The organism is Virgibacillus oceani (genome assembly GCF_041521345.1).
GTDB lineage: Bacteria > Bacillota > Bacilli > Bacillales > Amphibacillaceae > Virgibacillus_N > Virgibacillus_N oceani_A.
The window spans coordinates 64,230-86,117 of sequence record NZ_JBGOHB010000006.1; the positions used below are offsets into that span (position 1 = coordinate 64,230).

24 protein-coding genes and 1 pseudogene are annotated in these 21,888 nt (G+C 38.8%); 14 read left to right on the forward strand and 11 right to left on the reverse strand.

The features are described 5' to 3' along the window. Positions 1-40 precede the first annotated feature (40 nt). Genes ACDX78_RS06345 through pgsB form a run of 4 tightly spaced genes read right to left on the reverse strand, consistent with a single transcriptional unit; the run spans position 41 to position 4,890 of the window. On the reverse strand, positions 41-1,840 hold the full coding sequence (locus ACDX78_RS06345) for a gamma-glutamyltransferase family protein (RefSeq protein WP_486026266.1): 1,800 nt from the start codon (positions 1,838-1,840) through the stop codon (positions 41-43). Continuing rightward, the gene (locus ACDX78_RS06350) at positions 1,837-3,111 is read right to left on the reverse strand and encodes a CapA family protein (RefSeq protein ID WP_486026268.1); all 1,275 of its coding nucleotides are present in this window, start codon (positions 3,109-3,111) and stop codon (positions 1,837-1,839) included. Before ACDX78_RS06350 ends, ACDX78_RS06345 begins: the two co-directional genes overlap by 4 nt. Before the next feature lie 17 nt (positions 3,112-3,128). Then, positions 3,129-3,578, reverse strand: a complete 450-nt coding sequence (gene pgsC, locus ACDX78_RS06355) for a poly-gamma-glutamate biosynthesis protein PgsC (RefSeq protein ID WP_486026270.1) — start codon at positions 3,576-3,578, stop codon at positions 3,129-3,131. A 55-nt stretch (positions 3,579-3,633) separates the two neighbouring features. Then, positions 3,634-4,890: a poly-gamma-glutamate synthase PgsB gene (gene pgsB / locus ACDX78_RS06360; RefSeq protein ID WP_486026441.1), complete on the reverse strand. Its 1,257-nt coding sequence runs from the start codon at positions 4,888-4,890 to the stop codon at positions 3,634-3,636. Between the two features lie 249 nt (positions 4,891-5,139). On the opposite strand from pgsB, the gene ACDX78_RS06365 reads away from it, so the two are divergent. The 9 genes and pseudogenes from ACDX78_RS06365 (at position 5,140) to ACDX78_RS06405 (ending at position 11,159) form a co-directional block, all read left to right on the forward strand. Beyond that, positions 5,140-5,295: a hypothetical protein gene (locus tag ACDX78_RS06365; protein ID WP_486026271.1), complete on the forward strand. Its 156-nt coding sequence runs from the start codon at positions 5,140-5,142 to the stop codon at positions 5,293-5,295. Then, on the forward strand, positions 5,273-5,431 hold the full coding sequence (locus ACDX78_RS06370; RefSeq protein WP_486026273.1) for a hypothetical protein: 159 nt from the start codon (positions 5,273-5,275) through the stop codon (positions 5,429-5,431). The genes ACDX78_RS06365 and ACDX78_RS06370 overlap by 23 nt, the downstream gene beginning before the upstream one ends. A gap of 470 nt (positions 5,432-5,901) precedes the next feature. Next, positions 5,902-6,630: a hypothetical protein gene (locus ACDX78_RS06375; protein WP_486026275.1), complete on the forward strand. Its 729-nt coding sequence runs from the start codon at positions 5,902-5,904 to the stop codon at positions 6,628-6,630. Between the two features lie 216 nt (positions 6,631-6,846). Next, the gene (gene csaA / locus ACDX78_RS06380) at positions 6,847-7,179 is read left to right on the forward strand and encodes a chaperone CsaA (protein WP_486026276.1); all 333 of its coding nucleotides are present in this window, start codon (positions 6,847-6,849) and stop codon (positions 7,177-7,179) included. Continuing rightward, positions 7,160-7,861, forward strand: coding sequence for a Dph6-related ATP pyrophosphatase (locus tag ACDX78_RS06385; protein ID WP_486026278.1), 702 nt, complete (start codon positions 7,160-7,162; stop codon positions 7,859-7,861). Before csaA ends, ACDX78_RS06385 begins: the two co-directional genes overlap by 20 nt. Positions 7,862-7,875: 14 nt before the next feature. Next, entirely contained in the window at positions 7,876-8,091 is a 216-nt protein-coding gene (locus ACDX78_RS06390; RefSeq protein WP_486026280.1) for a YdbC family protein, read from the forward strand. A 188-nt stretch (positions 8,092-8,279) separates the two neighbouring features. Beyond that, positions 8,280-9,644, forward strand: a complete 1,365-nt coding sequence (locus ACDX78_RS06395; protein WP_486026281.1) for an FAD-binding oxidoreductase — start codon at positions 8,280-8,282, stop codon at positions 9,642-9,644. Between the two features lie 65 nt (positions 9,645-9,709). Further along, positions 9,710-9,865, forward strand: a complete 156-nt coding sequence (locus tag ACDX78_RS06400; RefSeq protein ID WP_486026282.1) for a hypothetical protein — start codon at positions 9,710-9,712, stop codon at positions 9,863-9,865. Positions 9,866-10,246: 381 nt separating this feature from the next. Continuing rightward, positions 10,247-11,159, forward strand: a pseudogene (locus ACDX78_RS06405) (PhzF family phenazine biosynthesis isomerase). Here the strand turns inward: ACDX78_RS06405 and ACDX78_RS06410 are convergent. Beyond that, positions 11,137-11,487 carry a tyrosine-type recombinase/integrase gene (locus ACDX78_RS06410; RefSeq protein WP_486026442.1) on the reverse strand — a complete coding sequence of 117 codons (351 nt, stop codon included), beginning with the start codon at positions 11,485-11,487 and terminating at the stop codon, positions 11,137-11,139. The pseudogene ACDX78_RS06405 and the gene ACDX78_RS06410 overlap by 23 nt on opposite strands. A gap of 432 nt (positions 11,488-11,919) precedes the next feature. On the opposite strand from ACDX78_RS06410, the gene ACDX78_RS06415 reads away from it, so the two are divergent. The 4 genes from ACDX78_RS06415 (at position 11,920) to ACDX78_RS06430 (ending at position 14,805) form a co-directional block, all read left to right on the forward strand. After that, positions 11,920-12,399 (forward strand): SRPBCC family protein, encoded by a 480-nt coding sequence (locus ACDX78_RS06415; RefSeq protein ID WP_486026284.1) that lies wholly within the window; start codon positions 11,920-11,922, stop codon positions 12,397-12,399. Positions 12,400-12,721: 322 nt separating this feature from the next. Further along, complete coding sequence (locus ACDX78_RS06420; protein WP_486026285.1) at positions 12,722-13,297, forward strand: hypothetical protein; 576 nt, start codon at positions 12,722-12,724, stop codon at positions 13,295-13,297. Positions 13,298-13,530: 233 nt separating this feature from the next. Then, on the forward strand, positions 13,531-14,136 hold the full coding sequence (locus ACDX78_RS06425) for a TetR/AcrR family transcriptional regulator (RefSeq protein ID WP_486026287.1): 606 nt from the start codon (positions 13,531-13,533) through the stop codon (positions 14,134-14,136). Positions 14,137-14,205: 69 nt separating this feature from the next. Next, entirely contained in the window at positions 14,206-14,805 is a 600-nt protein-coding gene (locus ACDX78_RS06430) for a GNAT family N-acetyltransferase (RefSeq protein ID WP_486026289.1), read from the forward strand. Positions 14,806-15,015: 210 nt separating this feature from the next. Here ACDX78_RS06430 and ACDX78_RS06435 read toward each other — a convergent pair whose 3' ends face one another. The 4 genes from ACDX78_RS06435 to ACDX78_RS06450 form a co-directional block, all read right to left on the reverse strand. Beyond that, positions 15,016-15,780 (reverse strand): NRDE family protein, encoded by a 765-nt coding sequence (locus tag ACDX78_RS06435; protein ID WP_486026290.1) that lies wholly within the window; start codon positions 15,778-15,780, stop codon positions 15,016-15,018. A 270-nt stretch (positions 15,781-16,050) separates the two neighbouring features. After that, positions 16,051-16,209, reverse strand: a complete 159-nt coding sequence (locus tag ACDX78_RS06440) for a hypothetical protein (protein WP_486026292.1) — start codon at positions 16,207-16,209, stop codon at positions 16,051-16,053. Positions 16,210-16,522: 313 nt separating this feature from the next. Next, positions 16,523-16,738 (reverse strand): hypothetical protein, encoded by a 216-nt coding sequence (locus ACDX78_RS06445; protein ID WP_486026293.1) that lies wholly within the window; start codon positions 16,736-16,738, stop codon positions 16,523-16,525. 204 nt (positions 16,739-16,942) lie between these two features. Then, positions 16,943-18,037 carry a branched-chain amino acid aminotransferase gene (locus ACDX78_RS06450; protein WP_486026295.1) on the reverse strand — a complete coding sequence of 365 codons (1,095 nt, stop codon included), beginning with the start codon at positions 18,035-18,037 and terminating at the stop codon, positions 16,943-16,945. Between the two features lie 145 nt (positions 18,038-18,182). Between ACDX78_RS06450 and ACDX78_RS06455 the strand changes: the two genes are divergently transcribed. Continuing rightward, positions 18,183-18,983: an HAD family hydrolase gene (locus ACDX78_RS06455; protein WP_486026297.1), complete on the forward strand. Its 801-nt coding sequence runs from the start codon at positions 18,183-18,185 to the stop codon at positions 18,981-18,983. 107 nt (positions 18,984-19,090) lie between these two features. Here ACDX78_RS06455 and serA read toward each other — a convergent pair whose 3' ends face one another. Both serA and ACDX78_RS06465 read right to left on the reverse strand, forming a co-directional pair. Next, entirely contained in the window at positions 19,091-20,677 is a 1,587-nt protein-coding gene (gene serA / locus ACDX78_RS06460) for a phosphoglycerate dehydrogenase (protein ID WP_486026299.1), read from the reverse strand. Further along, positions 20,677-21,831: a pyridoxal-phosphate-dependent aminotransferase family protein gene (locus ACDX78_RS06465; protein WP_486026301.1), complete on the reverse strand. Its 1,155-nt coding sequence runs from the start codon at positions 21,829-21,831 to the stop codon at positions 20,677-20,679. Before ACDX78_RS06465 ends, serA begins: the two co-directional genes overlap by 1 nt. Between the last annotated feature and the right edge of the window lie 57 nt (positions 21,832-21,888).

Consider the following 21,888-nt stretch of genomic DNA (forward strand, 5'->3'; position numbering starts at 1 on the left):
CTGCCAAATCACTCTGGCAGCCCGTTTCTTCAAACATTCCCTACTCCCCATCAATCTGCCAAGCGCCATTTCTCCTCGGATCTCCGCCGCCATACATCCCCTGGGTCACTCCGTTATCATCAAGAATAACACCCAGTCCTTGAATTCCGCCGTAGAATAGCGGTGATTCATGGCCAATCACGGAGTATCCCATATTTCTAAGGTGCTCCACCGTTTCCTCCGGCAGGGCTTCCTCGATATATATCACTTCTTCATCATTGTAAAACCGTGGCAGCTCGATGGCTTCCTGCAGACTGAGCAGGTCTCCCTGATCATTAAGCGCATAGTGATACTGCATAATACTCTGGAAAAGCATGGCAGGGATTCTTCTGCCCCCTGGTGTTCCGAGTCCGAGTACCGGTTTTCCTTGTTCTTCAAAAATTATCGGCGACACAAAGGTTCTTGGTCTTTTACCTGGTTCATAGCGGTTGATGGAATCATCGACCTGACTAAAGTTATCCAACTGATTATTGAGAAAGAAACCTTTTGTATATCTTCCCGAACCATAAAATTCTCCCAGTGAATGCGTAGCTGAAACCATTCTTCCTTCTTTATCAACAATCACAAAGTGGGTCGTATGTCTGGAATCATTTTTTTCTGAAGGAGAATCAAATAGTGTGGAAGTATCTATATCGGTTACTTCATCATAGGAAATTTCATCCAGCATACTATCGATATACTCATTGCTCATTAATGCGTTATGATCAATCACATCAAATCCCGGATCACCTAACGTATCAACGCGATGACTGTAGGTGACTTTTGATATTTCATTGATCAAATGCATATAAATATGCTGCAGTTCTTCATGGTTGACCAAATCTCCCATAGAAATATCCTCTGGAATGTCTTCATCTGGAAGCACTTCCTGCATATTTATTTTTTCAGTAAGCTGCAGTGCCTGAAGCACTACGGTTCCCGATGATGGGGAAGAACCACCATAAATGACTTGATCTCCCATATCTGCCATTGCCGGTTCTGTTATTTGCACATCATAAGCTTCAAGGTCTTCCGAGGTAAATCCTAATTCCTGTTGGAGCGCTTCTCCGATTTCACCACTATAAAAACCATCAGCTCTGTTCTCCCGAATTAGCTTCAATGTTTCTGCAAGCTCTGTTTGTACAAGGGTGTTGTTCACTTCTAATGTTTGACCACCAGGGAAAAATAATTCACTTTCCTGCGGATTCAGTTCCAAGTATCGAACAGCATTCCCTGTTTGCTGATGAAAAATTTCACCAATTTGAAAACCCTCTTCAGCTACTTCGACTGCAGGTTCCAATAGACGCTCCCATTCAAGCTTTCCGTGATTTTCATGAACCTGCTCCATTCCTTTTACTAATCCCGGTACAGCTACACTTCTTTCAGGCCATGCTTCACTTTCAGCTGCAGCCTCCCGGTAATCATAACTTACAACACCTTCTTCGGGGTCATGATATAACATCATGCCGCCACCGCCAATACCGGAGCCATAAGGTTCCACGACATTAAGCATAAAAGAGACAGCTACAGCTGCATCAATGGCATTGCCGCCATCTTCAATGATTTGCATGCCGACATCAGCAGCTAGGGGGTGAACAGCACTGACACCATACACTTCCACCTCAGCATCTTCTTCACGCTCATTACTTTCTGTATTATCTGCACCAACTGATTCCACTTGCCTTTCAGTAAAATCACTGCTGGAGTATGGCTCTCTGAATGGATCAAATTCATCCTCAAAATAAAAGTTCCAGCTGATCAATCCGATAAAAACAATCCCTGCAAGGATGTATGTAATTTTTAAATGAAATTTATAATTCATGGTGCCACCTCCACTCCTTCCAGGACACCGGCCGCATCCAAATCAACAATCAATCGGCCGTTTTCTGTCGTCCACCAGTCCTCATCCAGTTCTTTTCTTAACGTCCGAAAAATGCGAAAGTCCCGGTATGGTTTTGTCCAGCCGGCTGTTTCCCTAGGACGTGTATCTTCAATGTACATCGGCACAAAAGACATTTGCTTGGAACCGTCCGCCAGAAAATCAAGCTGTGCAATCGTGGATTCTTTTGTCCGTGTCCACCCTTGGTCAAATATAAAGTTCCCCATGCTGTTTAATACAAGCGTACGGTTACCACTTGTTCCTTCCACTACAGATACGGGTTCGAGTACATGGGAATGGTGCCCAATAACAATATCAGCCCCTTGGTCAGCCAGGAATTGCGCCTGTTGCTCTTGGGCTTCATTGGAACCAATCTGATATTCGTCACCCCAGTGGATGTGAACAATAACAATATCGGCACCGCCCCCGCCTTCTGATTCCGGTGCTTTACCTCGAAGCAATCGATTCCTTAACTCATCCCAGCCTAGGTTTTGTGGAGTGAATACACCCCCCACATAATCTTGGGCACTGAACCCCTGCACAAAAACATCAGTAAAACCAATAATACCAGCACGGACATTTTCATTTACATCAAAATAGTACATTTCCGCTGCATCAATGGCGCCTTCTGCCAATTCTTCATCAGATAAGTTCATCGCATCACCGATTCCAAGTGTATCAATCGCTGCATCCCTTGTGTGGTCCAGTGTTTGCTGGAGAGATAAATCGCCAAAATCAAGTGCATGGTTATTGGCAAGACTGACGGAATCAAATCCTGCATTTGTCAATGCATCAATTGCCCAAGGCTCCGAATAAATGTGAATATCCTTGTTATGGAGTTCCGCCTCATCCATTATCGCATTGATTTCTTCATCTTCGGTATTTAAAATTGGTGTCTCGAAATTTCCGGTTACATAATCGGATTCGTCAAAAAAAGGCTGCACATAATCAAACACACGATCAATTGGCTCATTACTGCGGACAGCTGCATCATGCACGTGACGTCCCAGCATCATATCGCCGACGAAGGACATACGGTATTCCACATCGTCCGGCCGTGTATCCTCAGGCAGATCAGCTGAGAAATACCACTGATGAGCAAAAAAAGGAACTGAGAGTACTACTAGTGCAATAATGGAGTGAAGTGTTGCCTTTTCCCGGTGCCGGATTGTTATTAATTTTAATTTTTCCTTAAAAGATAATTCCTTAGACATAGATAAACGCTCCTACTTTAAAACAAATGAAAACCGGTGATAATAGCGAATGTGAAAAATGCAATAATAAATGTAGATGAGAAGGTAGGGAGGACACCTTGCTTCTGAATGGAATTAGCAATTAAGCCCGGAACAATGACACCAATCCCCCTTAATTCCATCATAGGAAAGGGGGTGAGCGGATATAAGAAATCCATTCCCATTTTCAAAAGGATACCAACCGTCAGCATGGCGGCAAACTTCCTTCTTCCATATAAAACAGTTACTCTTCCTATTACTTGTGTCACGATTAAAAATGTCAATATACTGATCAAACCTACAACGACCACATACATTAATTGATCAAAAACAAGGGCAAGGTATCCTGGGACCACTAAGCCGGCAGGGACAATTCCCGTTTTTTCCGCATAAAGCAGAGAAAGTAGAACTCCTATAATAATTGCAATGTACAAATCTGTTCCAAACACTTCATTTACAACTCCTAATCTAAACCTGCCTTTACTCCCAACTTATGATGAAGATTTAAGAAGGAAAATTGGCATAAGCTTTTTCTTTTTTGGGTGACTTCCATTGATATTGTTTTGCTTTCTTCGAGCTGTCCAAATTTATCTCTTCAAAACCAAGTAATTCGATGGCGTCTGAAAGTTCTTGGCCGCCGCCATGAATGTTTCCAATCCCATAAATAAGGCTATTGGGTTCGAGCTCGGTTATTGAACCCATTATTTGTACTGTAGACTGTTTTTCCAAATTAATCAAAGTCGTTATAGAAAGTTTGCCATCCTCATATGCCTGTACAACGGGGGTAACATTTTTCCCTGTTAGTATAAGTTTATGTGCATCTATTTTCGGAAGCACTTCTTCAGCAAACTGAATAGTACGGTCTACACGGTCATCACGGCAATTCATGATCACTACTTTATTTTCAGATGGATAATCCTGTTCCTGTATTTTATTCCAAATATTAATAGTGGAAGTTGGGTCATTGGCAGCAAATCCATTAAAGAAAAAGCTTGGGGCAGCTGCTTTTCCAAATTGATGAACCCGCATTGCACCTGGATCTACCGGGGCATTTAACATACCGCGCAACGCCACGTCCCGTTCAATTCCAAGGATCTCAGCCACAGCTAGACCAAAGGCTGCATTTTCAGCGAACATCATATATGGAAATTCAGCCAAATAGGCTTCATCTATAAGACTTGTATCTGCCACAACCACTTCCGTGTTCCGCTTTTTTGCGATACGCCGGAAATGTTCCTCGTATGTATTTGGCGGGATTACAAGATAACCATTTTTAGGAATTGTTTTTCCAAAGGCTTCCGCTATTTGATCTAAGGTCGGCCCCATCACGTCCAAGTGATCCTCCATGACATTGGTGATAACCGTAATATTGGCTTGTACAAAACGTTCCTGAAATACATGCTGATATTCAGGATTGACCGCCATGCACTCTGTTACGAAGGCATTGACATCCCTTCTGGCCACTTTGCTGACCATCATTTTCTGTTCAGAAATATTAGCTCCTTGCAGACTTCTGACAATGGGCTCTTCTTCCTCTCTATCCCAAAAAAACAGCCGGGGTGATGTCCCGGTCGTTTTACCAGCCACACGCTGACCATCTTCTTTTATCATTCCCATAAGCAATCGGGTTACCGTGGATTTCCCTCGAATTCCATTAACAAGAATTTTATTCGGGATTCGTTTGATGTTTCTTTCCAATTTATTTCGTTCCAAAATACCAAGTAATAAAACAATGGCAGCAAAAAAAGCCAAAAAAATCATTTCTTTCACGGAAAATCCTCCTATCAATGCACGTCCAAAAAAGGAGAGTGTAAAGGACCGACCATTTCGAAATCCCATTTTCACCAGACTTTTTGAACTATTTCTATCAATCTTCTAACCTAAATAATATGACCTATATTATTATAAATCAATGAATAAGATAATACATCATTCTTACTTTTTCATTACCCTATTTAGAAAGAAATGAAGCATAAAAATATTAGGAAAATTAAATGAGGTTTGTATAATGTGTTATTAAATGAAACATTATTTCGTCCGGAAAATGCCATTATGGTAATTGGCTATAATGACCGAAGCTTTAGTGAAGCAAAATGGCCGGAGAAAAAAATAGAGTCAGTATGGGCAGCGGGAGATTTATCATGTGTACAGAAGAAAGAATTATAAAAACATGGTGAGGAGAAACTATGAATCCAGAGAAGATCGCTCGATTAGGACACTGCTGATTAGAAATAAACCTATTGAATTTAAATTAGAAACGGAATTAGTATTTTTACAGGTTATTGGGTTTATTATTTTTTAAGAAAAGCACTATGTTAATATTGGTAAAGACTATGCCAGTATCGTATATTAAAACAGGAGTGAGACAGACTTTCTCCACAGTGTAATGATTGAGAAATGGGATGAAAAAGAATTTTATAAGGCCAGAGACAGTTATTACGCCAGTCTGCAGTATGTAAAAGGAAAATTTGCTGCCATACTTAGTCAACATTTTGTACAGGATATTAATTTATTGGGATAGCGGGTTTATCGTCTATAATTGGAAATGCAGTGGCATAGCATTATGATGACAGTATGCAGCTGATGACCGATATGGTGGATAATCTGGCATAAAAATATTAAGGCTTGGAATAACCCAAAGTTCTCTAAGATGCATTTTCCATAAACCGTATACTGAAAATGATACATTGCTGAAAACTATTTACTCATCTTTTTACTCCTCCTGGGAATGCTATAAAATGTAAATTAATTTCTGAGAGGATGAGCAGATTGATGAAAAGAAAATTAATTATAGTATTTGCTGCTGTGCTCGCTGTAGTTACAGTACAATCAGCCTTCAGCACGACGGTTTTTGCAGAAGAAGAACTGGTGCCTGTATGGGAAGAGAAGAAGGATCATCATAATAAACATAGTTTGGAAAAGTATGAATCACTGATCATACACGAAGCGGAGAAGCTGGAAATTGAGACAGAAGGCAAAAAACTGGAAGATCTGGCAAAGGAAGTCTTTGAAACTAATCTAAAAAATATGGCAAAGGAAATGGGGCTGGATGCAGAAGGAAAGGATATTGAAGAATTAAAACAGCAGGTGCATCATGCAAAAGTTGTGGAAAAAGCGGAAGAGCTGGGCGTGGAATCCAGCGGAAAAACGCCCGAGGCGCTGGCTGAAGAAGTGCATGAAGTCATGGTTCGAAATAAAGCGGGTGAGTTAGGAATAGATGCCGCGGGGAAGGACATTGAAACCCTCAAAAAAGAAGTCTCATCGTTACTTATAACAAATGAAGCAGAGTCGATGGGGATTGATGTTGGGGATAAAGATCCAGATTTGCTAAAGCAAGAAATCAGGGACCGTAAAATAGCACAAACTGCGGAAGAACTCGGTATTAATACAGACACATTGGATACAGAACAGCAGCTTGATGAAATACTAAAGCATCATGCCGTTGAAGCAAAAGAGAGAGAGTTATTCCCATTTGATGATAAAAATGGGAAATTCCATTAATAAACTGCAGATCCCCAATGTGAATTGGGGATCTTTTCGCAACAAAAACCTTTATTCCAATTTATATGTGGAAGTTTAGCTCTGTTTAGAGAGGGATCCAAAAAATATTTGCCAAAAGTGAAAGATATGACAAAAAGGTACAAGAACATGCAGGATTTCTGCTGTTTAAGATAGAAGATTATATATGAAGCACTGACAAAATGGAGGTAATAATAGATGGCAAGTTTTGATGATTTTATGAAAATTGATTTGCGGATAGGAACTGTGTTAAAGGCTGAATCTTTTCCGGAGGCACGCACACCTGCGATTAAATTGGAAATAGATTTTGGAGAGGAAATTGGTGTGAAACAATCTTCTGCACAATTAACAAAAAGATATGAACCAGAAGAACTGGTAGGCCGGCAGGTTACAGCAGTGGTAAACTTTCCGCCAATGCGCGTTGCCGGGTATAAATCAGAAGTGCTCGTGCTGGGCGGTGTGCCGGAAGAAGGGGATGTTATTCTTCTAATGCCGGATGAAGAGACGAAAAATGGAACAAAGATTTCATAACAAAGAGGTGAGCATATTTTTGAAAGATATTATTGTTTCCTGGAGCGGAGGAAAGGACAGTGCACTGGCACTCAATGAACTGCTCAATGATCAAAATCACCGTGTAAGAGGGCTTTTCTCCACGACATCTTCAGCTAGCGGTCGTTTGCCAGTTCATGAGGTAAAAAAAGAATTTATACACCAGCAGGCCAAAGAAGCAGATCTCCCTTTATATGAGGTGGATATACCTGCAGGCGCAAGCAACGAGCAGTATGAAACAATTATGAGGCGAGCGTTTGACAGCTTTAAAAAGCAGGGGATAGAAACGATTGCTTATGCAGATTTATTGCTGGAGGATATTAAAGCCTATCGAGACGATCTCCTTGCATGTACAGGAATGAAGGGATTATATCCTTTATGGAAAAAAGATACAAGGGCAGCGGCAAATGATTTTGTTGCAAAAGGCTTTCGTGCAATTGTTACAACGATTGATGCTGAAAAACTTCCTGCAGAAAAGGCTGGTAAGTTATTTGATCAAAAATTTATCGATTCGCTTCCTGAAGATGTGGATCCGAGCGGGGAGTATGGAGAATTTCACACCTTTGTATTTGACGGACCAATATTTAAGAACCCGGTTTCAGTTAAGAAAGGAAACCAATTCAACACATTTTCCGGAAAGTTTATACATGCAGAACTAAAATAAATGGAGGCGATATAATGGCACAATTAAATTATGAAATTATCAAAACGATAGGTGTTCTTTCTGAATCACCGAAAGGCTGGACAAAGGAATTGAATTTGATAAGCTGGAATGAGAGAGAACCTAAATATGATATACGTGACTGGTCTCCTGACCACGAGAAAATGGGAAAAGGGGTTACTTTGACAGAAGGAGAAATTTCTAAGCTAGGTGAAGCGATTAAATCAATGTGAATTTTATCTTTTGCTGGTTATAGCGTTATAGCTATCTTATTTGTTGTCATAGGCTATAATAAAAAGTATAAAAATCAATCATGAGATTAGTCTTGATTATTTTTATTAGCATAGAAGCTATGCGGTTTTTAAGAACTGGAATATTACTAAAATAGAAATCATACGGACGAGTTATGGGGGACGAAAAAATGAATATTATAGAAGCGTTAAAAAATCTTTTACCCTCTAAAAGGGTGACAACCAATGAAAATGTACTAGAACAGCATAGTTCAGATGAGTCCTATCATACGCCGCATACGCCGGATGTTGTCGTATATCCTGAAAGTGCTCAGGAAGTCAGTGAAATTATGAAACTGGCATCCAAGCATAAAAAGCCTGTAATACCTTATGGACTCGGTACTAGTCTAGAAGGGAATATGATTCCATATAATAATGGGATCATACTGGATTTTTCTTTAATGAATAAGGTGCTGGAAGTAAAGGCAGACGATTTTTTGGTGAAAGTGCAGCCGGGAGTCACGCGTACTCAATTGGAAAAAGAATTAAAAAAATACGGGCTATTTTTCTCCGTAGATCCAGGAGCAGACGCAACACTTGGCGGCATGGCTGCTACTAACGCGAGTGGAACGACTTCTGTTAAATACGGTATTATGCGGGATAATGTTCGGGACATGGAAGTCGTGCTTGCTGACGGGACAATAATACATACAGGAAGCCTCGCCCAAAAATCATCTTCAGGCTATCATTTGAACGGGCTTTTTGTTGGTTCGGAAGGGACCTTGGGCTGTATTACGGAGTTGACTTTACAGGTGAAGGGTATTCCTGAAAATTCCATAGCAGGCAGAGCTGCTTTTGCTACAGTAGATGGCGCAGTAAATGCCGTGATCAGTGTGCTTCAGGCAGGAATTCCTGTAGCTAGAGTAGAGCTTGTTGATGAGGCTTCCATGATACAAATAAATAAATTTAGTGAAACAGATTACAAAGAGGTGCCTACTTTATTTCTTGAATTTCATGGTAATGAGGCAGGCCTTCAGCAGGATGTGGAATTCACGAAAGAAATTTTAAATGATCATGATTGTAAAGAGCTTGCCTTTGAGTCGGATACGGCGGCGAGGAATAAGTTGTGGGAAGCAAGGCATAATGCTGCTTATGCCTACCTGCATGGGAATCCCGGAAAGAAACAAATGGTAACCGATGTTTGTCTGCCGATTTCCGAGCTTGCCGGTGCCATAAAAGATGCAAGAGAAGCAGTGGAATCTTCTGAGCTCACAGGTGGCATTGTCGGCCATGTCGGTGATGGGAACTATCATATCTTATTAATGGTGGATGTCGATAATCCGAAAGATATTGAAAAAGCAAACCAAGTGAATGAGCGGATTGTAAAGTATGCACTTGCACGCGGCGGCACCTGTACAGGCGAACATGGCGTTGGGGTAGGTAAGCAGAAGTATCAGAAAGAGGAACACGGGGAAGCACTGGTAGTTATGCAAAGAATTAAAAAAGCGCTTGATCCGGATGATATTTTGAACCCCGGAAAAGTGATTGATCTATAAACGGTCGGGCATAAAAATGAATCTGCTGTAGCATACTAGGGTAAAATTACAGGAGGTTCAAGTCTATGTCCGAAGAAAATAAAAACAAAAATAAAGATAAGGGCAGACAGCGGAATGTGAGAAAGTATGACACGGAGCCAAACCGAGATAAAGACGTGGAGTTTTCCGAGGAAAGTGAATTTCTGAATCTGGATAATAAGAAAAACAAAAGAGAGCAATAATGAAATAGCTGCCTAATGACTTAACGTTGAGAATGCAAACAAGCAATTCACAAATAATGTCGCAGTGGTATTCACAATAGAATTCACTGCGATGTTTTTATTGTTAAATTAGGATATTCACTCTTTTATTTGAAATGCATCTAGAAAATCAAATCACTCTCATTTTCACAGATATGAAATAAATATTTCCCTCTTACCAATTTCCAGCAAATTGATATACGAATTACACTCAGAAACAAAGGTATTTGAATAATTGTTAAAAATTTAATAGAAAAACAGAGAGATTGCGATGTTTTACACTTAAAGCTAACGAAGTAGGTTTGTGGTTAATGAAAAGTAGAAGTAAATGTTAAAATTTATAAAGCGCTTTTAATATCATCATTGGGGGAATGTGTTGTCAAGGCCGTAAAGGTTTATCATTATGATGCTTTTAGTAAAGAACCTAATAAGGGAATCCAGCGGGAGTAGTTTTAAACGGAGATGAATTAACAGATGCACAGATGCAAGAAATTGCTTTTAAAGTAGGATTTAATAAAGCTGCTTTCCCAGTTAATTCGGAAGTGGCAGACCTAAGAATACGTTTTTTTATGCCAGGTCACGAAATGAATTTGTGTGGTCATGCAACAATGGCAACTGTTTATGCGTTAAAAATGAAAGGATTATTAGGTGGAAAAACAGAATTAACGGTTGAAACAAGGGCAGGAATTTTACCTATAACTATTAATTCGACTACTAAAAAAGAAATAATTATAACGATGAGCCAAGCATCACCAACATTTGAAGAGTTCAATGGTTCAAAAAAAGATTTAGCTAATTCAATAGGCTTACAAGAAACCGACATAAATGATAATTTACCAATTCTATATGGAAGTACAGGTACCTGTACATTATTAATTCCAATTAAAAACTTAGATGCTTTTAAAAGATGAAACCAAATAATAAAGATTTTCCTGCTGTTTTGAAGGAGAAGCCTAAATCATCCATTCATCCATTTTGTACAGAAACTTATGACTCTGATGCTGACATGCATGCTCGGCACTTCTCTTCGCCGTATTCAGGTACTGTTGAGGATGTCGTAACAGGTACTGCTTCAGGGGTAATGGGAGCTTTTTATGCTAAGTACATAAATAAGGATTTTAAAGAATCACTAACTCTTGTAGTTGAGCAGGGGCATGAAATTGATAAAAATAGTCGGGTAGGAGTACAGATTTCTAAGAATGGTGAATCAGATCATGTTCAAATTACTGGAAATGCAGTTCGTGTTAATAAATTCAATTGTATGTTAGAAAATTAATAGTTTGTGAAGAATGGAACTTAAAGTAAAGGGTGCAATTGATTAATAAGAACAAAGTAATTTTGGCAGCGTAACCTAAAAGACCCTGAATGACTTCAAGTGGAGCTCCGTTATTCAATACATGTGTTGCGTAACTGTGTCTAAGTTGGTGAGAATGGATAGTTTTATTAACCCCAGCACGTTGAGAGATTCGTTTTATGATATATCTCATGTGAGCTGCACGCTCTCTATGGGGAACTCGTTCTGTTACAAATATAGCTGGATCCTTGTCACTTCTACTATTTAAATATATCTTTAGATAAATGTTACATCGAATATTAAAATACACCTCTCTTTCCTTATCTCCCTTTCCTTGTATAATTGCTGATTGACTTTCCAATTTATGCTGTTCTGATCCAGTGAAATGATTTCTCCAATACGCACCCTGTAGAAAACATACATTCTAATTATCAACATCATCTCCAAACAGCAGAATGAAATAATCTTTCAATAATTCTGGTATATATTATGATAATTAATGTTTAAATCAAATTATGATATTCAGCCAACGGGGCAGGTTAATAGTGAAGAGGTTTTAACTTTATTCCACAATCCAGATAAAATATGGAAAAACATGAAATTGGTATTATTATGTTTTAGGTTATTTAAATGTTTGGTACAATAAAGCATGCGTATTATCGATGTTTTTTAAGCCTAAACAAACCTAAACTTGTTTTTAAAATTATGGAGATATAGAAAGAATAAAAAGGAGGACAAAACGATGAATGAGTATGGGACACTTCAAGAGGCAAACGGTCGTTATACTTTAAGATTTGAACGGCTTTTTCATCTTAATCCAGAAGATGTTTTCCGTGTCATAACGAATCCTAGTTCCTTCACCCAATGGTACCCTTTCGCCACCGGGGAGATGGATCTTAGACTTGGTGGCAAGATTGCCTTCGATGACGGTGAAGGAACGACATATACTGGAACCATTACAGAGTTAGAGCAACCTTATTTATTTGGTTTCCTTGAAGTTGATGATCTGATAAACATTTCATTGCAGGAAGATGATAAAGGTTGTCGAATGATCTTTAGCCATACTTTTGACGATGATTCATGGGCAGTTAATACAGCTGCAGGATGGCATAGGTGTCTGGATGTATTGGTCCAGATCGTCAATGGTAAACCAATTAAGTGGTACGATAACTCAACCCAGCTGCGTAAAATCTATAGTGAAGCATTTAATGTGGAAAGTTAAAAGATTATAAAAAGGTATTCCATTATAGGATGCAATAGGTTAAGTATAATATTTCACAAAATAGCTAATCTTCCTAATAGAAAAATCAATTTATAATTTAATTTTATGTGTCTGTATTACACGGGAAATGTCCTGTAATCCTTAACCCTGCAATATTTTAGCTTTTGCTTTATTCGGGGTTATGAGCTTGATCGTTTCACAAAATGATATATAAAGATAGCTTAATATTCCATCACCTTTGTAACTTTTTTCTTCTTCATAAATAATTACATAAATAAATCATTAATCCATAAAATAAACCTAAAAGCTAGGAGGGTATTTTGTGGGTTATAGTGATTATCGGGAAGAAATTTATGTAAAGACAGAAGAATTTAATGAACTTATATCACGCTACTGGAACACTTATTCCGGTTTTGATACATGGCAGTTTTGGGTATCTTTGCTGCTTTTTTTACTCCCATTGGCTTTACTTTTCTTTACAGTTGATCGAAAGAGGGTTTTTGAAGTCTTTTTCTTTGGCTATACGGTACATATTTTATGGACATATGCCAGTATCATCCTTGAAAACCATAATTTGATGAACCATACACACTTTCCTTTCCCTGCTCTACCATTCTCATTGAATATAACGACTTCTATTCTGCCTGTTGGTTTTTTGCTTGTATATCAGTATACAACAAAATATAAGAAGAATTTTTACATGTATGCCATTCTTTTAAGTGCTGTATTTGCATTTGGCTTTGCAACGATAGAGAAATGGCTGGGCTTAATAGAGTTTCATAAGGGAGCAAGTAATTTTCATCTATTCCTTGTTGACCTTGTCGTTGTCTTTATTTCATATTGGTTCACATTGTTTATAAAAAGATGTAAAGATAATCATGCCAGAATGAAAAAGTAAACACTTTCAGGATAGCTTCTTAAATTTCCTGGTAAAAACAAAGAACTCGATGAAAACATAAGCCGGCGTGTCTTGTAAGGATTGTGAAAACATTACATTAGAGGGTGTGATTTTGAAAGAAGATCACATTCTCTTCATTAAAAAGACTTGAATTTTAATTTACCTTGTTATACAATTGTTAAAACGAACGTTCAGTTTATAAAGTGTCATTAATAAATAAAGGAGAAAGGTTTATGGCTAGGCCAAAAGGTCAAGGTGAAAAAACGAAGGAACATATTGCTAAAAAGGCAAAAATCATTTTTGAACAAAAAGGTTATGCTGGAACTTCAATGGAAGATATTCGCGAGCTTAGTAAAATAAGCAAAGGTAGCATCTATTATCATTTTAAAAACAAAGAAGAGTTATTTCTATATACAGTAAAAAAATCTCAAGAGGTTTGGAAGGCAATGTGGGAAGAACATGCAAAAAAGGTGGAAACTTCAACAGAAAAACTTTACCTGCTTGCAAAATACTATGCTTCTGACATGCAAAAAACTTTATCACATACTGTTCCAGAATATATGGCCACTGAGAATTTAGACAAGATGATGCAAGGTAAGATACTTGATTTGATAAAACCCGAATATGAGGTTTTCTATAAAATTATAGAAGAGGGAATACGGAATAAAGAATTTAAAAGCAATCAATCACCTGATGATTTAGCTTATATTTTATACAGCACACTCACAGGTTTAAGTATCACCCAATTCGTTGGTTATAGTGATCAACAATTCCTTATACTTTATCAGAGTGCAATAGATATCTTTCTAAAAGGAATATTAAAAGATAATACCCCTTAAAAAAAGAAGGGGTTTTAAAATAAATTTTAATAAACCGAACGGTCAGTTAAATTATGAGGAGGAAATGAAATGAAAAGCTATGATATTCAAGTAATGCCAATGAGAGAGGCTGAAAGTGATGTATCCAGGGAAGTAGCTAATGTTTTTGTTGATGGATACGAGAAAGATTTAGCGTTTCTTTCAAACAATCGTGTAAAGTTAATTGAAGCATTTCAAAAAATGATCTGCCCGGATGTTTTTTTCTTTGCTACTTTAGAAGGGGAAGTCGTTGGAATTCTTGCTTGTTCTAATAACCAAAAACGAGGATTGACAATGGATAAAACAATTTTGAGAAATTCATTTGGCTATGTTAAAGGGAGTATCGCCTATCATTTTATGAAAGATGAGTTTAATAAAAAATTATCTTACCAAGATGACACAGGTTATATTGAATGTGTTGCCACCACAAGTAAAGCGAGAGGTAAAGGGGTTTCAACCTCTCTGATGAATTATGTATTAGAGAATGAAGATTATCATCGTTATACTCTAGAAGTAGTGGATACAAATGAGATTGCTTATCGATTATATAAAAAATTAGGTTTTACAGCGTTTGAACGGAAAAAAGAAAGTTTTTCAAAGATGAAAGGCTTTAAATATAGAGTCTATATGGAATTATACAATCCTAAGTAAACAAGAAAAAATTAAAGTGTGGCATCCAGCAAAAATGCATATTCCACAATAGGGTGTACTTATAAAATAGGGCTTAGAGAAATTATTTCTCTAAGCCCTATTAAAGTGGTTTTTATTGAGGAATCAGTTTGAAAATCGAGTGAATTATGCTGCGATCTATCATTATGCACCTCACAAGTAAATCCGATTATTGGTCAGGTTAAATTTCACCTAAGATATTTTAAAATCAAATCGTTTCTCATCTTTAAATTCTCCCTTACTAAAGGTCCGTTCGAGGAAAGTAACGTTATTCTGTTTATCCACCAATAAAACGGTTGAAGACCTGGTTCCGTACTCAGGCGTTTTAATAAATAGGGAGGAAAGTTTTCGTTCAAGCTCCAATCCTATTCCAGTCTCCGGCAGCGAAGAATCATCTGCTTCTTCAGCATCGGCAACAATCGAAAAGAGCTGAGCCGGATCCATCTTATTTTGTCCTTCCACATATTCTCTCAATTGCTTTTTTCCTTTTATTACTTTTGGCCATGGTGTATTCAGGGTAGCGTTACTAAGCCCGTGCGTTCCTGGTTCAATTTCAGTTGTTTCTTCCAGTACGTTATTATAATGAAACAGCCTATCTGGAGTTCCAAAGAGAACATTAAAACCGACATAGTCCTTTCTTCTTTCCTTCAGATGTTGAAGATGCTCTTCGGGAGATTGGTCGGCCGTTAAATAATCTTTCACAATTTCCCCTCTGGATAATTCTCCTTTTTTCATATGGTCAGGATCACGGTAGTTGGTTAAAGCGGCAAAACGTCCATTTTTAGAGATGCCAAGCCATGTACCTTTTTGCAATAAGTCCTGCCCTGCCAGAATGTTGGGCTCTTCATCCCAAAATTGAGCGGGTGCTGTAGGCCGCTCGTAAAACTCGTCTCTGTTGGCAGCAATAATCAATTTATAATTTGGATGGTCATTCACTTGAAAATTTATCAAACACATTGCCTTGACTCCCTTCTTTCTTATATTATACGTGGCAGATGGAGATAGGATCAAAATTTTAAACTCAAAATCTGATTAGTAATACAATTGGTTTACAATACGATGCCATGGATGTATTGCCAATGGGATTGGATTCTGCTTGCTGCGTTGTATAGTAATGACGAAATAAAAAATGGTATCTTTCCTTTTAAAAAAGCGGGGATGATACAAGTGAGAAGGTGAAAAATATTATCAAACTGCGTTATGACCATAATTAGAAAACAGTTTGTATCACAACAAGAAGCCGCCTGCCCACATGCCAATGGAAAACAGTAAACCAAATGTCCAGTGATGACGGGCAGCCCTTTTCATTCCTTTCATTTCTTCTTTGGAGGTTTTTAACCACGTATTTGCTGTTGTTTGGACAATTAAAGCAGCAATAATCATCACATAAAAAAACATCCCTGCGGATAGGAGCGTATAAAGAAGTAAAAGCAGTTCCAGCTATAACAGGACTAATGGTTCCACTGAAAGTCAATGGACGCATGAGTTGAAATCAGGAAAAACGATACAGGTATGAATTTGCTTGAAAACTATCTATTTTTTCTATTTCCGTATCGCTTATAACTTCGACGGATTCCATGCGGCAAGGCGGATCAGCTGCCCAATGAGCGGCTGTTTAATTCCATTTTCCGCTTCCTTCCACAGAAATTCATCGTTAAAAATAATCATCATTTCCCGGTATGTTTCCGTATGTTGTGTTTCATAAATAGTTCCACGTTTTGATCGGTCCAAATACGGTACCAAGTAAAATACCGGTGATAATAATGAAAGATCTTGCCAGGGGAAATAAGTGTCGTGTTCCTTTCATCAGTGAAATAAGGAAATAATACTGTTTGGCAAGGGAACGTTTTAATGTGACCGGAATAACTTCCCAGTCGATAAACATAATACCGCCTGTCCAGGTGGTTGCCAGCATGATGTATAACCAGGATAAGATCCCGCATTGCTCTCACCCTTTCTTATCTCTTAACTTTATTTCATTCCTTTATTAAAAACGTGATAATTATCACGAAATCATTTAGGGATGTGTAATTTTTGTGAAAAAAAAGACTGTCGGTAAAATACCGAATCAGTCTTTTGGGGGTAGCGTTTTTAAAGGGTTGGCGATAAGCCAAATTGATTAATTTGTAACAGTAATTCCTTCACGCACTTTTTCAATCCATTGGAAAGGATCTTCTTTTTTTCCATATTGAATGCCTGTTAAAGTTTCATATAGGGATTTCGCAATAATACCTGTTTGTGCGCCGTTTATGAATATATCTTTTCCATCCCAGTTTAATTGGCCAATTGGAGATACGACGGCAGCGGTACCTGTGCCAAATGCTTCTTCCAAGGCGCCGTCCAAATAGGCCTGATACAGTTCTTCCATGGAAATCCTCCGTTCAACAACCGGAATATCCCAATGCTTCAATAATTGGATGACTGAATTTCTTGTAATACCTTCAAGGATACTGCCATTTAACGCTGGTGTAACAATTTCACCATTTATTTTAAAGAAAACATTCATGCTTCCTACTTCTTCAATATATTTTTTTTCAACACCGTCTAACCAAAGTACCTGTGTAAATCCATTCTGTTCACAGATTTCCTGTGCTTTCAAGCTTGATGCGTAGTTGCCGCCAGTTTTTGCTTCACCTGTTCCACCTTTTACAGCACGGACAAATTGGTTCTCTACCGCAATTTTAACCGGGTTAATGCCTTCTTTGTAATACGCACCAACAGGAGAAAGAATGACCATAAATTTATAATGATGTGAAGGCGCAACACCGATATATGCTTCCGTGGAAATAACGAATGGACGAATGTACAGAGAAGTCCCCTCTGCAGTCGGTACCCAATCTCTATCCAGATCCACCAGCTGTTTAATCGCTTTCAGGACAAATTTTTCATCAATAGCCGGTATACAAAGGCGGTTATTTGAATGATTCATCCGTTTGAGGTTTTTTTCAGGACGAAACAGCTGAATATCCCCATCCGGAGTATAATAAGCTTTTAAACCTTCAAATACTGTTTGACCGTAATGGAAAGTCATTGCGGACGGATTGAGCGTGATTGGCTGGTATGGAATAATTCTGGCATCATGCCACCCTACAGGCTCGCTGTAATCCATTATAAACATATGATCCGTAAACGTTCTGCCAAAAACCAAATCATCCGAATTTGGCTTTTCCTTCCGATCTTTTATATGCTCCACTTCAACTCTCTGGTCTTCCATGTCACTATCCCCTTGTTGTGAAAATTTAATATTAATCTTACGCCATATATCGCAGAAAATCAACCCTTCAAGTTCACTTTTTTTAATAATTCTTATTTTGCTGTATAATAAAGTTAGTATATGAGTTAGAAAAGGGGATGACTGGGTGATTAAAGCAATTTTATTCGATTTAGACGATACATTATTATGGGACGAAAAAAGTGTTAGTGAAGCTTTTAAAGCGACATGTCAGCTGGCAGAAGAGAAATATAATATAGCCACTGATATATTGGAGGAAAATGTTCGTAAAAACGCAAGAGAACTGTATGCCTCCTATGGAACTTATCCATTTACAAAAATGATTGGGATCAACCCATTTGAGGGTTTATGGGGAGCTTTCCCGGACGAAGGGGAGGACTTTCAGAAATTGAAAGAGCTCGCGCCCGATTACCGAAAGGAAGCGTGGACGAAAGGTTTGAAGGATTCGGGTGTGGACGATCCTGATTTTGGCTATGAATTAGCAGAGGCGTTTCCGATTAACCGGAAGAAAAATGCTTTTGTTTATGAAGATACATATTCTGTTCTTGATCAATTAAAAGGAGACTACCAGCTGCTGTTATTGACAAATGGCTCCCCGGATTTGCAAAATACAAAGCTTGACATCACGCCGGAGCTGATGTCTTATTTTGAACATATCATTATATCTGGTGATTTTGGAAAGGGCAAGCCGGATCCATCGATATTTACACATGCTCTGGAGCAAGCGGGGGTAAGTAACGAGGAAGCCTTGATGGTAGGGGATAATATAATGACTGATATTCTTGGTGCCAACAAAGCGGAAATTGACTCCGTATGGGTGAACAGACATGGGAGAGAGCATGGTGAGGTGGTGCCGACGTATGAAGTTTCCAATCTGGAGGAACTATTGGTGCTTCTTGCGGATATTAATCGGAGAAAGCAAATATAGTATAGAAATGGCAGGGTAGTTTAGAGACAACTATCCTGTTATGTTACACATTATAAAAAAAGAATGCCCTCACCACGAGGGACATTCTTTAATCACACAGCTTTTACTTAAAGATCTACAGCAGTTACATCTTTAATTTCTTCCAGGCTGGCCAACGCTTCTTTTTCCTTACTTTCCAGATATTTATCAATGGTGAGCATCATAATAGCATTTCCTCCGATATCGGAGCGGTCCACCTGCATGGTGGCAATATTTACATCATGCTGGGCAAGAAGATTACCCATTTTTCCGATCACGCCTGGCTGATCTTTATGGTGAATGACGACTATATGGCCTTTTGGCGTTACATCAACGCTGTATTGGTCGACTTCCACAATTCGCGGTCCAAGGCCATTTAGTAATGTACCGGAAACACTGCGCGTCTCTGACTTGGTTTCCACTTCAACGCTGAGTAAATTAGTAAACCCCTTGGCTTTTGATGTCTTGTTTTCATGGATGATAATTCCTTTTTTGTCCGCCAGATAAAGGGCGTTAACATCATTCACATGGGATCCCAAATGCCGTTTCAGTAATCCTTTTACTGTGTTTCTTGTGATTGGCGCTATTTCTAAACCGGACAGATCTCCTGAATAATAAATATTTATTTTTTCAGCTACATCGTTAGACAGGTAGCTTAAAAACACCCCAAGTTTTTCAGCTAAATTAAAATACGGCTCAATTTTACCAAGTGCTTCACCGGAAACGGAGGGGAGGTTAACCGGGTTTTTCACTTTATCACTGGTTAAGAAACTAATAACATCTTCACATACATCAATTGCTACATTTTCCTGGGCTTCCACTGTGCTTGCCCCAAGATGCGGGGTGGCAATGACTTCCGGTAAATCGAGCAGCTTATGGTCATGAAAAGGTTCTTCCTCAAATACGTCTAGTGCTGCACCGGCAACTTTTTTAGAAATAATTGCATCATATAAAGCCTCTTCCTCAATAATGCCTCCTCTGGCACAATTGACGATGTGTACGCCTGGCTTCATCATATTAAAAGCATCTGTATTAATTAAATGCTTGGTTTCTTTTAAAAGTGGTGTATGAACGGTGATGAAATCCGCCCTTTGTATTACCTCTTCAAAACTACCATAATCAAGTCCCAGATTTTCGGCTTTTTCTTCAGTAAGAAAAGGATCATATGCAATCACATTCATGCGCTGGCCTTTTGCTCTGTGGGCAACTTCTACACCGATTCTTCCAAGCCCCACAATGCCCAGTGTTTTATTCTTTAGTTCAATGCCTACATATTTTTTTCGTTCCCATTGTTGATTTTTCAGAGATTGATAGGCCTGGGGAATCCTTCTTGATAGAGACATAAGCATCGCCATCGTGTGCTCGGCCGCAGAGTTGGTGTTCCCATTCGGTGCATTGACAGCGATAATACCCCTTTCTGTAGCTGCATCAAGGTCTATGTTGTCAACACCGACACCAGCTCTTCCGATGATTTTAAGCTGTTTTGCATGGTCGATAATCTCCCGGGTTACTTTTGTCTGACTTCTTACTAACAATGCATCCGCATTTGCAATTTTCAACTTAAGCTCTTCTTCTGATAGACCTGTGGTCATATCAATTTCAATGTTTGGCTCGTTTCTTAACGGTTTTATTCCTTCCTCGCTGAGCGGGTCAGTAATTAAGACGCGAAAAGTCATTATTCCACCTCCATTAGGTATATATTCTGAGCTGCTTGTACGCCTTTGCCAAGTTCGATCTTTTTCCCTATTTTGTATAAACCAATTTCTATCAAACTTAACGTTTGCAGTATATCAGCTGGTGAGCAATAGCCCATATGTCCGATTCGGAAAATTTTTCCTTTCAACTGATTTTGCCCTCCTGCAATCGATAAACTGAAATCTTTTTTTAATACTTCTCTCAATTCATCTGGCTTAAAATCTCCCGGTTTTATCGCTGTTACCGTTGGAGAAGCAGCCTCGTCTGTTGTAAGTAAAGGAATATCGTGCTCACGAAAACAGATTCTTATCATATTCATCATTAATTGATGTCGTTTATTCACTTCCAATAAACCTTCCTCATGCATTCCCTTAAGCGCCTCTTCCAAACCGAACAGCAGGCTGACAGCAGGCGTAAATGGTGTTGAATCATTGGCCAAATTATCCCTGTATTTTCTCAGATCCAAGTAAAAACGGGAATGGGGATTATTTTCTATCACATCCCAGGCACGCTTACTTGCAGCAATAAAAGCAAGTCCGGGTGGCAGCATCATTGCTTTTTGTGATCCGGTGACTAATATATCGATGCCCCATGCGTCCATTTCTGCTTCAACGGCACCCAAGCATGAAACACCGTCCACAATAAATAATGCATCCGAGTGGTTATGTACGGTTTCAGCAAGCTCCTGAACTGGATTTAATACGCCGGTGGATGTTTCACAATATGTTGCAAATACTGCTTTAATGTTGCTGTGATTAGCCAGAAATTCCTTTACAACTTTCGGGTCAGCGCCATTTCCCCATTCTATATCCAAACGATGGGTCGTCATTTCATATGCTTCACAAATCTTGGCGAATCTGTCACCAAAGGAGCCGGTAACAATAACTAAGACTTCATCTCCCGGCCGTGCTGTATTTACGACAGCAGTTTCCAGTGCTGCTGTACCACTCCCGGCAATCATCATCACCTCTTCTTCTGTTCCGAACACCGGCTTAAGCTGTGGTTTGATACGGTGAATCAGGTCTTTCGTATCCTGATCTCTGTGTCCGATCATTTGCTGTGTCATGGTACGCTGCACACTCGGCGGAATAGGGCTTGGGCCTGGAATTCTTAAAAACTGTTGTTCTCTTAGCACGATCATTACTCCTTTCTTTGTTTAAATCCGAACATTTAACGTAAAAAAATATGTAAC

Coding starts and splice junctions, on each gene's coding strand:
- ACDX78_RS06345 (WP_486026266.1), bottom strand. CDS start 1,840: ATGAATTATAAATTTCATTTAAAAATTACATACATCCTTGCAGGGATT.
- ACDX78_RS06350 (WP_486026268.1), bottom strand. CDS start 3,111: ATGTCTAAGGAATTATCTTTTAAGGAAAAATTAAAATTAATAACAATC.
- pgsB (WP_486026441.1), bottom strand. CDS start 4,890: ATGATTTTTTTGGCTTTTTTTGCTGCCATTGTTTTATTACTTGGTATT.
- ACDX78_RS06375 (WP_486026275.1), top strand. CDS start 5,902: ATGAAAAGAAAATTAATTATAGTATTTGCTGCTGTGCTCGCTGTAGTT.
- csaA (WP_486026276.1), top strand. CDS start 6,847: ATGGCAAGTTTTGATGATTTTATGAAAATTGATTTGCGGATAGGAACT.
- ACDX78_RS06385 (WP_486026278.1), top strand. CDS start 7,160: ATGGAACAAAGATTTCATAACAAAGAGGTGAGCATATTTTTGAAAGAT.
- ACDX78_RS06390 (WP_486026280.1), top strand. CDS start 7,876: ATGGCACAATTAAATTATGAAATTATCAAAACGATAGGTGTTCTTTCT.
- ACDX78_RS06395 (WP_486026281.1), top strand. CDS start 8,280: ATGAATATTATAGAAGCGTTAAAAAATCTTTTACCCTCTAAAAGGGTG.
- ACDX78_RS06400 (WP_486026282.1), top strand. CDS start 9,710: ATGTCCGAAGAAAATAAAAACAAAAATAAAGATAAGGGCAGACAGCGG.
- ACDX78_RS06415 (WP_486026284.1), top strand. CDS start 11,920: ATGAATGAGTATGGGACACTTCAAGAGGCAAACGGTCGTTATACTTTA.
- ACDX78_RS06425 (WP_486026287.1), top strand. CDS start 13,531: ATGGCTAGGCCAAAAGGTCAAGGTGAAAAAACGAAGGAACATATTGCT.
- ACDX78_RS06430 (WP_486026289.1), top strand. CDS start 14,206: ATGAAAAGCTATGATATTCAAGTAATGCCAATGAGAGAGGCTGAAAGT.
- ACDX78_RS06435 (WP_486026290.1), bottom strand. CDS start 15,780: ATGTGTTTGATAAATTTTCAAGTGAATGACCATCCAAATTATAAATTG.
- ACDX78_RS06445 (WP_486026293.1), bottom strand. CDS start 16,738: ATGCTGGCAACCACCTGGACAGGCGGTATTATGTTTATCGACTGGGAA.
- ACDX78_RS06450 (WP_486026295.1), bottom strand. CDS start 18,037: ATGGAAGACCAGAGAGTTGAAGTGGAGCATATAAAAGATCGGAAGGAA.
- serA (WP_486026299.1), bottom strand. CDS start 20,677: ATGACTTTTCGCGTCTTAATTACTGACCCGCTCAGCGAGGAAGGAATA.